The sequence below is a fragment of the Sporosarcina sp. P20a genome (genome assembly GCF_002743175.1).
Taxonomy (GTDB): Bacteria; Bacillota; Bacilli; order Bacillales_A; family Planococcaceae; genus Sporosarcina.
The window spans coordinates 1-13,524 of sequence record NZ_PDYT01000007.1; the positions used below are offsets into that span (position 1 = coordinate 1).

General features: G+C 40.9%; 16 protein-coding genes and 1 riboswitch. Of the genes, 14 read left to right on the forward strand and 2 right to left on the reverse strand.

Annotated elements, in window-relative coordinates:
- The first annotated feature begins 192 nt into the window (after positions 1–192).
- The 10 genes from CSV72_RS08370 to CSV72_RS08415 all read left to right on the forward strand — a co-directional run bounded on the left by CSV72_RS08370 (position 193) and on the right by CSV72_RS08415 (position 7,589).
- A complete protein-coding gene (locus CSV72_RS08370; protein ID WP_099677967.1) occupies positions 193–495 on the forward strand; it encodes an urease subunit gamma in 303 nt (100 codons plus the stop codon).
- Positions 496–525: 30 nt separating this feature from the next.
- Positions 526–849 (forward strand): urease subunit beta, encoded by a 324-nt coding sequence (locus tag CSV72_RS08375; protein ID WP_099677968.1) that lies wholly within the window; start codon positions 526–528, stop codon positions 847–849.
- Positions 846–2,564, forward strand: coding sequence for an urease subunit alpha (gene ureC / locus CSV72_RS08380; RefSeq protein WP_099677969.1), 1,719 nt, complete (start codon positions 846–848; stop codon positions 2,562–2,564). Before CSV72_RS08375 ends, ureC begins: the two co-directional genes overlap by 4 nt.
- 10 nt (positions 2,565–2,574) lie before the next feature.
- Positions 2,575–3,030 carry an urease accessory protein UreE gene (gene ureE, locus CSV72_RS08385; RefSeq protein ID WP_099677970.1) on the forward strand — a complete coding sequence of 152 codons (456 nt, stop codon included), beginning with the start codon at positions 2,575–2,577 and terminating at the stop codon, positions 3,028–3,030.
- Positions 3,023–3,709: an urease accessory protein UreF gene (locus tag CSV72_RS08390; RefSeq protein WP_099677971.1), complete on the forward strand. Its 687-nt coding sequence runs from the start codon at positions 3,023–3,025 to the stop codon at positions 3,707–3,709. Before ureE ends, CSV72_RS08390 begins: the two co-directional genes overlap by 8 nt.
- A 37-nt stretch (positions 3,710–3,746) precedes the next feature.
- On the forward strand, positions 3,747–4,367 hold the full coding sequence (ureG, locus tag CSV72_RS08395) for an urease accessory protein UreG (protein WP_085427438.1): 621 nt from the start codon (positions 3,747–3,749) through the stop codon (positions 4,365–4,367).
- Positions 4,360–5,184: an urease accessory protein UreD gene (locus CSV72_RS08400; protein WP_099677972.1), complete on the forward strand. Its 825-nt coding sequence runs from the start codon at positions 4,360–4,362 to the stop codon at positions 5,182–5,184. The genes ureG and CSV72_RS08400 overlap by 8 nt, the downstream gene beginning before the upstream one ends.
- A 475-nt stretch (positions 5,185–5,659) precedes the next feature.
- Complete coding sequence (locus tag CSV72_RS08405; protein WP_233191187.1) at positions 5,660–6,097, forward strand: HicA family toxin-antitoxin system; 438 nt, start codon at positions 5,660–5,662, stop codon at positions 6,095–6,097.
- 174 nt (positions 6,098–6,271) lie between these two features.
- A riboswitch (TPP riboswitch) is annotated at positions 6,272–6,374 on the forward strand.
- 90 nt (positions 6,375–6,464) lie between these two features.
- The gene (gene tenA, locus CSV72_RS08410) at positions 6,465–7,160 is read left to right on the forward strand and encodes a thiaminase II (protein ID WP_099677974.1); all 696 of its coding nucleotides are present in this window, start codon (positions 6,465–6,467) and stop codon (positions 7,158–7,160) included.
- 114 nt (positions 7,161–7,274) lie between these two features.
- Positions 7,275–7,589 (forward strand): DUF3889 domain-containing protein, encoded by a 315-nt coding sequence (locus CSV72_RS08415; protein WP_233191188.1) that lies wholly within the window; start codon positions 7,275–7,277, stop codon positions 7,587–7,589.
- A 46-nt stretch (positions 7,590–7,635) separates the two neighbouring features.
- Here the strand turns inward: CSV72_RS08415 and CSV72_RS08420 are convergent, their stop codons facing one another.
- Together CSV72_RS08420 and hpaB are read right to left on the reverse strand one after the other, a co-directional pair.
- A complete protein-coding gene (locus tag CSV72_RS08420) occupies positions 7,636–8,733 on the reverse strand; it encodes a nitric oxide synthase oxygenase (RefSeq protein ID WP_199170076.1) in 1,098 nt (365 codons plus the stop codon).
- An 81-nt stretch (positions 8,734–8,814) separates the two neighbouring features.
- Positions 8,815–10,254 carry a 4-hydroxyphenylacetate 3-monooxygenase, oxygenase component gene (gene hpaB / locus CSV72_RS08425; RefSeq protein WP_099677977.1) on the reverse strand — a complete coding sequence of 480 codons (1,440 nt, stop codon included), beginning with the start codon at positions 10,252–10,254 and terminating at the stop codon, positions 8,815–8,817.
- 157 nt (positions 10,255–10,411) lie between these two features.
- On the opposite strand from hpaB, the gene CSV72_RS08430 reads away from it, so the two are divergent.
- The 4 genes from CSV72_RS08430 (at position 10,412) to CSV72_RS08445 (ending at position 13,512) form a co-directional block, all read left to right on the forward strand.
- Positions 10,412–11,002, forward strand: coding sequence for a hypothetical protein (locus CSV72_RS08430; protein ID WP_099677978.1), 591 nt, complete (start codon positions 10,412–10,414; stop codon positions 11,000–11,002).
- A 79-nt stretch (positions 11,003–11,081) separates the two neighbouring features.
- The gene (locus CSV72_RS08435; protein WP_099677979.1) at positions 11,082–11,384 is read left to right on the forward strand and encodes a rhodanese-like domain-containing protein; all 303 of its coding nucleotides are present in this window, start codon (positions 11,082–11,084) and stop codon (positions 11,382–11,384) included.
- 279 nt (positions 11,385–11,663) lie between these two features.
- Positions 11,664–12,377: an N-acetylmuramoyl-L-alanine amidase gene (locus tag CSV72_RS08440; RefSeq protein ID WP_099633823.1), complete on the forward strand. Its 714-nt coding sequence runs from the start codon at positions 11,664–11,666 to the stop codon at positions 12,375–12,377.
- Between the two features lie 76 nt (positions 12,378–12,453).
- On the forward strand, positions 12,454–13,512 hold the full coding sequence (locus tag CSV72_RS08445) for an Mrp/NBP35 family ATP-binding protein (protein WP_099677980.1): 1,059 nt from the start codon (positions 12,454–12,456) through the stop codon (positions 13,510–13,512).
- Positions 13,513–13,524: the final 12 nt, after the last annotated feature.

Below are 13,524 nucleotides of genomic sequence, written 5' to 3' on the forward strand. Positions count from 1 at the left end.
AAATACGTTCCCGTGGTAAAATGTGTGTATAGCTCATCGGGAGCACTCCTTTATTAGTTGATTGGCGTTAACTAATGTGTACCCGATTGAGCTATTTTTATTTATCTACCGTTCGACTTAATATGATAATCTACACATTTAAAAAAGGATTACTGCAATATAATATATTATTTTATTTTAGGAGGTTGAACCATGCGATTACTACCGCGTGAAATTGATAAATTGATGATCGTTGTTGCGGCAGACGTTGCCAGAAGACGAAGGGACCGAGGACTTAAATTGAATCACCCTGAAGCAATGGCTCTTATTACATATGAGGTGATGGAAGGTGCTAGAGACGGTAAAACAGTTGCAGAACTCATGGCTTATGGTGCGACGATTCTATCTCGTGAAGATGTAATGGATGGTATTCCAGAAATGATTGATGACATTCAAGTAGAAGCGACGTTCCCAGATGGGACGAAGTTAGTCACAGTGCATAATCCGATCAGATAAATGGTTTATAAAAAGAAAGGGGACGTAACGATGATACCAGGCGAATATATTTTAAAAGATGAACCGATCATTTGTAATGAAGGTGCTGAAAGTATACATGTACAAGTTATTAATCATGGCGACAGACCTATTCAAATCGGTTCCCATTACCATTTTTACGAAGTGAATAATGCATTAAAGTTTGATCGAAAAGTGACATACGGGAAACGTCTCAATATACCTGCAGGCGCTGCTGTTCGATTTGAGCCCGGCGATGAAAAAGAAGTGCAGCTAATTGACTATGCTGGAGAAAGAGAAGTTTATGGATTCCATAATAAAGTAGACGGAGCATTGGAAGGCGGGAATGCAAAATGAGTTTTAAAATGGATAGAGAGCAATATGCTCAAATGTATGGACCGACAACCGGAGACTCTGTCCGACTAGCAGATACAGATTTGTTCATCCAAATTGAAAAAGATTATACGAAATATGGAGAAGAAGTTGTGTTCGGTGGCGGTAAAGTTATTCGTGATGGAATGGGACAACATCCTTTCATTACACGCGAAGAAGACGAACGCGTACCTGATACAGTGATTACAAATGTTGTCGTGCTTGACTATACAGGAATATATAAAGCGGATCTAGCTATTCGAGACGGTAAAATTTCGGGTATCGGCAAAGCAGGTAATCCGCTCGTGCAAGACAAAGTAGATATTATTATTGGAACTTCCACTGAAGTTATTTCGGGCGAGGGTAAAATTATAACTGCTGGAGCAATTGATACGCACGTGCATTTCATTAATCCGGCACAAGTAGACGTTGCACTTACTGCGGGGACAACCACACTAATAGGCGGTGGAGCTGGACCAGGAGATGGTTCTCGAGCTACGACTTCTACACCGGGTGCTTGGCATCTTCATTCCATGTTGAAGGCTTTGGATGGACAACCGATCAATATTGGTTTAACAGGCAAAGGGCATGCAGCAGCGGGTGCTCCTTTAGCGGAACAAATAATTGCAGGTGCGATTGGTTTGAAAGTCCATGAAGATTGGGGCGCGACACCTTCTGTTCTCGATCATGCATTACGGATTGCTGATGAATATGACGTGCAAGTAGCACTTCATGCGGATACATTAAACGAATCCGGATTTTTTGAAGATACGATCAAGGCGATTGATGGTCGCGGTATCCATATGTACCATACAGAAGGTGCAGGAGGCGGCCATGCTCCGGATTTGATTAAATCTGCTGGTATGATGAATGTGTTGCCGGCTTCTACTAATCCGACATTGCCATATACGATTAACACGATTGATGAACATTTGGATATGGTAATGGTTGCCCATAACTTAAATCCTTCTGTACCAGAAGATATCGCATTTGCAGATTCGCGCATTCGCAATGAAACGATTGCAGCAGAAGATGTCTTGCAAGACTTAGGTGTCTTTAGTATGACAAGCTCCGATTCTCAGGCGATGGGCCGTATCGGTGAAGTTGCACTTCGTACATGGCAAGTAGCTCACAAAATGAAAAAACAACTTGGAGTTATGGAAGGTGATAGTGAGCATTCGGATAATAATCGGGTAAAACGCTATGTAGCCAAATATACGATTAATCCAGCTATCGCTCATGGTATATCAGAGTATATCGGTTCAATTGAAGTCGGAAAAATGGCGGACCTTGTTCTATGGGATCCGAAATTCTTTGGAGTTAAACCTGAAATGATTTTGAAAAGTGGAATGGCGGTCTTTAGCTTAATGGGCGATGCCAATGCAACGATTCCGACACCACAACCAATGATTTATCGCCCGATGTACGCGACACTTGGGAAGGCATTATCGCAAAGTTCCATTACGTTTGTATCCCAGATTGCATATGATCAAGGAATTAAAGAAAAGCTTGGACTTGAAAAAGTAGTATTACCTGTTCGTAATATACGCAGTCTGACGAAAAAAGATATGAAATTAAATACCGCTACGCCACATATTGATGTGGATCCACAAACGTATGAAGTGAAGATTGATGGAAAGCTTATTACATGCGATCCGATTGACGTAGTGCCAATGGGACAACGCTATTTCTTATTCTGAGGTGAAGAAAATGATTGTAGAAGAAGTCTTGATGAATATTAGGGATCTAGATCCAAGTGAGTATGAAAGACGTCATAAAGAGAAAGTGTACTTAGAAAGTGCACACTTAATGAAGAGAATTCAACGCGTGGAAACTGATCACGGACGTGAAATTGGAATTCGATTAAAAGACCCGCGTGATTTAGAAGCGGGAGACGTTTTGTTTATGGATGATAAGAATATTATTTTGATTGATGTGTTGTCTGACGATCTCATTATTATTAGTCCACGTACAATGCTTGAAATGGGAACGATTGCTCATCAGCTTGGAAACCGACATTTGCCTGCGCAGTTTGAGGGTGAGGACATGCTCGTGCAATATGATTATTTAGTTGAGGACTTGTTGAAAGAAATGGGTATTCCATTTAAGCGAGAAGAACGAAAAGTTGCAAAGGCTTTCCGTCACATCGGGCATAGCCATGACTAATCATGCACTATCATTGCTACAGCTATGTGATTCTAGTTTTCCTATCGGCTCATTTAGCCAATCATTCGGACTGGAAACATATATTCAGAACGACAAGGTCACCGATGCCCATACGTTTTCCGAGTGGCTACATGTCTATGTGCATGAACAGCTCGCTTATGCAGATGGATTAGCTGTAAGACTTGCTTATGATGCCATGGATATGGATGACCTTGAAAAAATTTGGGAACTGGATCGCATATTGACTGTGCAAAATCTTGCCCGCGAATCACGAGATGGTACACAACGTATGGGTGACAGGATGTTAGACATTGCTGAATCCATTTACAAAATACCGGTATTATCTATCTACGCGCAGAAAATCCGTGATAAAGAAGCTTTTGGCCATCCCGCTATTGTTTTTACGATGATTGGACATCACCTTCAAGTTGAAAAGAATACAACGATTTTATATTATTTATACTCGACGGTTGTTAGTCTCGTGCAAAACGCCGTGCGGGCCATCCCGCTTGGACAAACTGCAGGACAGAAGATTATTTACACATTTCAACAACAACTTCAGCAAACTACAGACAAAATTATGGTGTTAGATCAAGAAGAGTTTGGTGTCGTATCGCCAGGACTCGAACTTTCACAAATGCAGCACGAACGTGTTGGCATACGTATTTTTAGTTCGTAACGAACGCAATGAAATTGATATTAAGGATGTGCTTAGAATGGGACCAATTAAAATAGGTGTAGGCGGACCAGTTGGTGCAGGAAAAACCATGCTGGTCGAAAAGATTACACGCGCTTTAGAGGGCGAAGTAAGTATGGCGGTTATTACTAATGATATATATACGAAAGAAGATGCCAAGTTTTTAGTTGCGAACGGTATTCTTCCAGAAGACCGCATTGTCGGGGTGGAAACAGGAGGCTGTCCACATACGGCAATTCGTGAAGATGCATCGATGAACTTCGCGGCAATTAATGAATTGAAGGAAAAACATCCCGATGTTGAGCTGATTTTTGTAGAGAGTGGCGGGGATAACCTAGCAGCTACATTCAGTCCGGAACTCGTTGACTTTTCCATTTATATAATTGACGTGGCGCAAGGTGAAAAAATCCCGCGTAAAGGCGGACAAGGCATGATTAAATCAGACTTGTTTATTATTAATAAAACAGATTTGGCACCATATGTCGGGGCAAGACTTGAGGTAATGGAGTCTGACACAAAGATATTTAGAGGAAAGAAACCGTTCTTTTTCACCAATTTAAAAGACGATCAAGGACTAGATGAAGTGGTAGAGTGGGTTAGAAAACATGCTTTATTAAAAGGACTAGGACAAGATGTCTGAATGGACAGGCGTTCTTGACCTTGTCATGGAAAATCGGCTAGGCCGTTCCGTGGCGAAAACTGTATACTTCCAAGGCGCATTTAAAGTGATGCGTCCTGTCTATTTCAATAAGAATAGTTATCCATGCTATTATTTATTGAATCCTGGCGGTGGCTATTTAGATGGGGATCGGTATCAAATGAAAGTCACGCTTGGTGAAGGAGCGATGCTGACGTTGACGACTCAATCATCTACGAAAGTATATAGAACGCCTACCAAGCCAGTGTACCAAGAGACGATCTTTCATATGAAAAAGGACAGTTATCTGGAGTACTTACCGGATGCACTTATTGCATACAAAGATGCCAGTTGCTATCAGAAAAATAGTATATACATGGAACAAGGAGCAACATTGCTGTATTCCGATATATTGACTCCAGGTTGGTCGCCAGAAGGGGAAAAATTCAGTTACGAGATGCTTCGTTTGAAAACGGAGATTTATATGGAAAATCAACTTGTTGCCTTTGACCATATTAAACTTCATCCAGCAACTCAAAATATGAATGAGTTAGGCTTTATGGAAGGATACACGCATTTAGGTTCGTTAATTGTCGTTGGAGAAAAAACGAGCGATGCTTTATTGGATCGATTGTATGAAGCAATTCAACAAGAGGCAGGGGAATTTGCATTTGGATTATCCAAACTTGCTGTTCCCGGCTTCACCATTCGCATATTGGCAAACTATACACAGGTTATAGAGCGGATTATTTCAGTATGCCACCATGTTATTAGCGACGAATGGTATCAAACGAAACCAAGTTTTTTAAGGAAGTACTAGAAAAAGGTGCGACAATTCAAAAGAGTTGTCGTGCCTTTTTGTGAATTATAGTAATACTACATAAATGAATATATGTGAAATGCAATGAAGATAGTTTCGTTGTCTACTATATGATATGTAGCTCGCATGCTAAAATCTGTTCAAATAACTGAAGTAGTTAGCGTGTTATTTCAAATGATTGAAACACGAAATTTGGGGTATCATTATATATACGCACTGTAATATATAGAGCTTAAACCTGACCATATTTCCTAATTACACAAAATAGGTAAGAACGATAATTGATTTGACAACAACCTATTGCTAAGATATATTTGAAATTAATTTTTTATATGAAGCGGGATTTGTAAGCGGACAGGAATGATGGGAAAATTAAACTTACGGCTAGGTAGCTTGAATTAGTAGTAATTGATGAAGTAAGATAAGCCATTTTATTAAAAAGAGGGGCTTGATACTATTTTTGGAGGTGTTTCCTGTGGTAGATGACTTTGAAGCGGAAAAAGTTTTTGAAGACAGACCGTACGAGCGAATTCAGTTTAAGCTCATCTTAGATGGACGTAATTATAAAGGTGACTATCATGATGGTGAAATCCAATGGCTTCATCCACATCCTAAGCAAGATGTCGGCGAAGAAGAAGTAATTGCCATAGAGGATAAAGTTTTGGAATTGTTATCCGAGCAAGGAATTAGAAATGAAGCAGATGATATTGAAATCGAACGTTCGCTTGGCAGAAATCAAACTCGGCCACTTCAGTTGTTTAAATTGAAAATTCAAGGCGAAGAGTTTAAAGGGACATTTATTAATGGCAAAATCGAATGGTTTCATCCTAAACCAAGACGTAAACTAAAAGATGAACGCGTGAAGAAAATAGAAGAAGATGTTCAGAAAAAGCTAAAAGAACATCTAGAGTAAAGAATTGAAACTGCATGACTTTTGCCGAAATAAACCAAGAAAATTATTCGGTTGAATGGGGACAACTTGTGGTCTGCTATCAATCACTCTGTTGAAGGTCCGTTAGTGTGTAATCTCAAACCGTTTGACCTTTCTTACAAGATATGCCTACAATGGATATACAAATGAAATAGTCGTTACCGCTAGGGGTGCTCTATGGAGCTGAGAGAAGCATATTGCTTTAACCCTTTAACTTGATCCGGTTCATACCGGCGTAAGGAAGTGGTGTAGATATTACGTAGCTGATTTCTATGCTCTGTGATGTCTCTCCGCCACTTCTGGTCAAGAAGTGGTTTTTTCATTTACTATGAAAAAGGGGAGAGTATACATGAAGTTCACTGAGCGTTTATTAGAGAAGACATTACCGATTTGGAGACAGAATCACAATCATCCATTTGTCCAAGAGATTGGAAATGGTACGTTGGATCAGGAGAAGTTTCGTTTTTATATGGTGCAAGACTATTTGTATTTAATTGACTATGCGAAAGTGTTTGCTGTAGGCACGATGAAAGCGACCGATGTCGAGATGATGGGGAAATTTGCTACGTTACTTAACGGAACTCTAAACACGGAAATGGATCTTCATCGTAAATATGCAACTCGTTTTGGCATTACCGAAGAGGAGCTTGAAAATGCCAAGCCGTCTCCAATTGTCCTAGCGTATACGCATTATATGCTACATGTTAGTCAAAACGGTTCTTTAGCAGAAGTCGTTGCTGCATTACTGCCGTGTGCGTGGAGCTACTGGGAGATTGGTAAAGAGCTCGCTGAATTGCCAGGTGCGTTGGATCATCCGTTGTATGGTGACTGGATTCGCATGTATTCATCGGAAGACTTTGGTGAGTTGGCTACTTGGTGCTTAGAATTAATGGATGAAACGGCAGAAGGAAAGCCTGAATCGGAATTAGTGAGATTAGAGGAGATTTTCCTTAATACGACACGTTATGAGTATATGTTCTGGGACATGGCCTATACGAAACAAATGTGGCCTGGAGTGCAGGAAGAACAGACGATTACAATATAATATATACGAAACATCTAACGATTTTAGTTAGATGTTTTTTATTTAGAATCGATTTGTTACAAACAGCGCATGCTATTCTTGAAGGAGGTGTGCGCCATCTTTGCAAAAATAGGTTTGTCACTTGGAGTGTTATTGACAAGTGGGTCGGGTACTAGTGATGCGCCAATTGCTACACTCAGTAAAGTGGAAGTGCCGGCATATGCGAAATGGTCAAGGCTTGCTATCAAGCAAACGATGCTCAGATATCCCCAGGCAGATATCAAGGATTATTTGCATATCGCTACCGATTCAAAGAAAGTCACGAGTGTGGAGAAATTTCAACTTTGGTTAAAAGAGGACGAACGAGAATTTGGTGTGATCGTGACTGTCACCTATTCAGCTGAAACAGGGAAATTTATTCGCATCGACTTTCAAGAAATGCCTGTTTAATAAAACAACGCCCCTATACCATATAATCTGGCGTAGGGGCGTTGATTTATTCGGGATCTTTCTGATAAAAGAAATTGGGGGTCAAGATATCGTTGGTATAACGCTTGTGATAGACATGCGTGGCGGCAGGTGATAGCGGTGGAATAAGCCATACCCAGTTGCCTGTCACTTTTCTTCCGACACTCTGCTCTTTCTTTTCAAACGATTTGAATTGTTTAGCTGCGGTATGGTGATCGACAAGTGTGACTCCTTCTTGCTGATAGGAATGTAGAACGGCTATATTTAATTCTACAAGTGCTTTGTCTATCCAAAGACAACGATTGGATTTCGTATTAAGCCCCATAAGTTCGGCGACAGACGGCAAAAGGTTATAACGGTCTGCATCTGCAAGATTACGTGCGCCAATTTCTGTACCCATATACCAGCCATTAAATGGGGCCATTGGATATTCAATTCCACCGATATCAAGAAGCATATTGGAGATGATCGGAACGGCATACCATTTTGTATTCAGCTCTGAAATACCTTTAATTTCGGGATGACTGATAGGTACTTCTCTTACTGACGTTTTCGGCAATTCGAAAAGCCGTGGGGATTTCCCATACTCCTGAATGACAAGCGGTAATACATCAAAAGGTGTTTTAGTTCCTTGCCAACCAAGTCGTTCACATAACTTTGTCATCTCAATAGATGCAGAGTCGCCAATGATTGTAGAGCCATCCTCGTATCCGGCATAACGAACCAATTGATGATTCCAGATCCTCAGAGGGTCTTTGTCTTGTGCTCGTGGGGCGAAGACCGTAATCGTCGAACGAATATCTCCGTCGTTCGTTGCATACTCCACATGATGCTTCAATTTTTCAAATGCTTCTTCAGCAGTAGTAATATGTCGTTCATCAAATACTTCAAGGGTTTCCCACAATAAGCGTCCGATACAGTGATTACTGTTTCGCCAAGCCATTTTCGCACCATGTGTCAGTTCAGGTTGTGTATGAGTGTACGTTCCTGTTTGGATAATCTCCTCTTCAATTTCCTTCACGCGCCTGATTTGTTCCTCTTGAGAAAAACCTAGTTCTTCATAACAACTATGAATAAACCGCGCTGCTTCTTGGAAGAGCTCAATTCGATTTACAGATAGTACCATAATCATCAACTCCATATACAGAGTGTAGCATGTGGGTAATGGGATGAGCCCAATAATTCCTTCAAATTACTGACTTTTCATTTAGTCTGGAAATAAACGGCGTATCATTTCTTGCCCCGCGTCTTTCGGATAGGATCGGTATAGGTGACCTGATAGGCGAACCGGGTCACCGAAGAAATATCGTTCATATTGTGTTTGTCTTGTGCCGAACGAACTCATTGTTAAATCCCAAGCTAATCGAAATAGTTGTACACGTTCTATCGCGGGTTTCGTAGCTCCTTGTAAGTACTTTGCGAGATCAGGTTGAATGGACGATTGGAAATCTTTATCTGTAGGTAACGCAACCATCCCACTCGCTCCGATTAGCTGAATAATCTCACTGAAACGTGGGTAGACTTTCGGGAAAATATTACTAGCAACTTGAAGTGGTATTGCACTTGGACACATATATCCCCATTGGTCGAGTGCCGCATCGGCTTCCGATTTATCTCGCAATGCTTTCATCGTTTCGAGCCCAATAATTATTTCTGATAGTTTCTCCTGAATATGGAGATATTCAGATACATTAATTGTTTGGACGAGCTGCTCTGCCAAATTCAGCATAAACTCCGTTTTGACGATCTGTCTAGTAATGACTTGATGTGTGGCAAAAGGATGGAATGAACTCATAGAAAAAAACTCCGAAGCTACTTCGCGATTGTGATGAAAGAATACACGCTCCCACGGGACGAGAACATTATCGAAAACAACTACAGCATCCATTTCTTCAAACCTTGAACTCAGAGGGTGATTGAATGTGGAACTCCCGCCTACGAATGACTCTCTACAAAGAAAACGTAAACCTTCTGTAGCGGAAGGAATTGAAAAGGCGAAAGCTTCATCAGAATCTCCAAGAAATGAAGGCGTGCTGAACACCAATACTTCATCCGTCACGCCGCCCTGTGTTGCAAGTAGCTTAGCTCCTTTAATGATGAGACCTTCTGATGTCTTATCTACAATCTTTGCGCAAATGGGTTCATCTGAAGTGTGAAAGGCACTTTGAGATCGATTGGTTTGTGGTGTAATGAAGGTGTGTGTAAAGGATAGGTCCTCTTCTCTTGCTCGTTCATACAGCGCTTGAATATGTTCTGGAAAACAGTTTTCCTTGCCGATCAAGTGAGGAGAAGAAGAGGCGAAACTCATAATTACGGTATTAAGATAATCGGGACTTCTACCAAGTAAGCCGCAAGAAAGTCTTGCCCATTCTTCGGTCATTACTCGACGTTTCTGTAAATCCGCTTTGGTTTTCGGTTGTAAGTAAGAAAGGCCAATTTGCTCATTGGTGACGGGAGAAGTGTATGTCATGAGAGAACTGTGTGAAGGTGACAGTTGTAAATCATATAGAGAAGCTTTCGTTTCTATAAGACCTTTGAAAGCAGGGTGTTTAGAAATAGGTCCTTTCAATTGTTGCCCATCCAGCCAAATCTCAGTATTCTGCTCATCCATTCTACGGACAAATTCATTGCCATTTATAGCGCCCATATCATTCCTCCTGAATCTTCTAGTTACTATAGTATATTATGACATCGTCCTGAATGATCAAAACAGTTTTCGTTTTGAACAATAGACAATAGTTTTGATACAATACAGAAAGAGTATATAGGGAATTTATCGGGATAAGCGAAAGGTGTGTTGATAAATGGATGAAGAATTGGCAATGAAGTATATCGTGGCGTGCACAAATTTATATGGGATTGTGCCTATTGGAAAAGTTGTTGAAATATACAATGATCAAAACGAAGAAAAGATTTCATTGGATGAAGTAGAAAGCTTTTTGCAATCTACACAAGTGAAAGAAAAACTAGAGGAAAGCTTTGTCTATATTCAATCAAACGAATTTGTAGCTGAAGCGACAAGCGATAAAGATGAAAAGGAAAACCTGAAAAGAATTGCAGCTGGAAAGCCATATTATGTACCGGGAAAAGAAGAATTACTACGTTACATTGACGAAGAGTATTTTCAAGAAACGCCAGAGCAGTTACTAGTAAAGAATATGTTGAAAGAGGATTTCGGTAATCAATTGGATGTAGACGAAGAAGTCTCTGAACTAGTATATAATCTGCAAGTAAGTGGCGGCGACTTCATGATGGAACTGTCTTTATTTGTATCTGGTCTGGAACTGCCTATAAAAGAATCCGAGCGCTATATCCCTGCGATTGTCGAAGTGGCGGACACAACTAGATTATGGGAAAATTGTGGGCATACTATGAAAGAATTACAGCAACACTAATTAGTTCATTTCAATAGACAATGCTTGACCCAGCAAGATAGAATAAGAGTACAATTAAACACTTTGGAGGATATCATTCATGACTTTAAAAGAATTGACTGCAAAAGAAGTACAGGAGCAATTGGAAAGCGGTAAAGAACTCAATATCATTGATGTACGTGAAGATGACGAAGTAGCGGAAGGCATGATTCCAGGTGCACAACATATCGCTCTAGGCAATCTACCTATCGAAATGCATGACTTGAATGCAGAAACACCTTACATCCTAGTATGCCGTTCAGGCGGCAGAAGTGGCCGTGCACAAGAGCTTATGGCAGACGAAGGTTTTGATGTAACGAACATGGTAGGCGGCATGCTAGCATGGGAAGGCGAAACAAAATAATAAACTAAACCAAAGCTGTCGTAAGAAGTGAAAACTTCTTACGACAGCTTTTTTTGTGCGCAGAAAGATCAGTAGTGTTTATGAAGGGCTGAGGCTTTGTTTGGCTCACCACGAACACTTCAAACGCGTCCGCCCGCAACGATGCTTTAACCTTTGCAGATTTCATGTTGTAGCATACGGCAATCCACACAATCTCCTTCTCTAAACTGCTTATCATATACTGCGTAGACATAACCTTAAAAGTCCAAGCGTATAGTGAAAGAAAAAGGCGGTGTCTGTATGAAAAAGTGGCTTGTAGCAGGGTTGCTAATAATTTTCTCATTAGGTGGAGTTTTATATGGAGTCAAAGCATCTGATCGTGGTTTCTTTCTGCCCTCGGAGCTTGGTGGGGTAAGTATCCTCATTGATCCCGGACATGGCGGGGAAGACGGAGGTGCTTCGGCAGGCGAACTCATTGAAAAAGATATTACTTTAAACATCTCCCATGAAGTGAGTAAACTATTAAAGAAAAAAGGTGCAACTGTAGAAATGACGAGGGAGAAAAGTGGAGATGCAGTAGCAGAACATGCGCCATCCGAGAAGTTTACTTCGTTGAGAAGTAGAAAGTTCGCAGACTTGAAACTGCGTGAAAGCATGGCAGTCGATTCGAAGCCGGATATGTTTATTAGCGTACACGTTAACGCGATACCAGAAGAACGTTGGAGAGGGGCGCAAGTATTTTATCATCCAGGTGGTCATCCTGAAGGTAAGCAACTGGCGACGTCTATCCAAAACGAATTGCGTGATCAGTTGAAAAATACTGAACGGGAAGCTATGAAAATCACAGGGGTCTATTTATTGAAAAAAGTTCCGGTTCCAGCTGTATTGGTAGAAACGGGTTTCCTGTCCAATCCGGAAGAAAGAAAACTGTTGGCAAATAAATCGTATCAGAAAAAAGTAGCTGCGGCGATCGTAGACGGAATAGTGAAATATCAACTTGCTGATGAGCAATGAAGCATATGACGTTTGGGTAAATAGGGAATATGATATACTGAAAAGGAGTGAATGAATTCATTAAGGAGTGTTGAATTTGATTAATGAACAACAAGTCCGTGAACTGATTGGCGCATTGGAAGATCCGTTTTTACATAAAACATTGGCAGAAACGAATGGTATTGTGGATGTAACCATTAAACCAGAGAAAGAACACGTCAGTGTTAAAGTCGCGATTGCGAAAGTGAATACCGGAGAGCAATTGACGCTACAATCAAAAGTAGTAGAAGTGTTGAAAGAAGCAGGTGCCGACTCAGTAGGTATTCGATTTGAAGAGTTGCCTAAAGAAGTATTAGAGCAATTCCGTGGTACTGTTACTGAAGCGGAAACACAAGACATCTTATCCCCCTTATCCAATATTGAGTTTATATCGATTGCATCTGGTAAAGGAGGCGTAGGGAAATCTACGGTCTCTGTCAACTTAGCAGTAGCTTTAGCTAGACGCGGCAAAAAAGTTGGTTTGATCGATGCAGATATTTACGGATTCAGTGTCCCGGATATGATGGGTATAACAGCTATGCCTGAAGTTCGGGAAGATCGTATCATGCCAGTAGAACGTTTTGGCGTCAAAGTAATTTCAATGGGCTTCTTTGTTGAAGATAACGCACCCGTTGTATGGCGTGGTCCTATGCTTGGAAAAGTGTTAGATCAATTCTTCCGCGATGTGGACTGGGGAGAGCTGGATTACTTGTTGCTTGACTTACCACCAGGAACAGGTGACGTAGCTCTTGATATTCACCAAATGATTCCTGCATCCAAAGAAATTGTCGTTACTACTCCACACCCAACAGCAGCATTCGTTGCAGCACGTGCAGGGGCAATGGCGTTACAGACTGAACATGAGTTACTTGGAGTTATTGAAAACATGTCTTGGTTCGCATCGGAAGCAACAGGCGAGAAAGAGTATGTCTTTGGGCAAGGCGGCGGTGTTCGTCTTTCTGAAGAACTTCGTACAGAATTATTAGGACAAATCCCTCTCGGACAGCCTGACTGGAACGAAACGGATTTTGCACCTTCCGTTTATGCAGAAGATCATCCGATAGGAAAAATCTATTTAGATGTTGCTGATACAGTAATTAAAAAAACAGAAAAATAAAATGTGACAGAC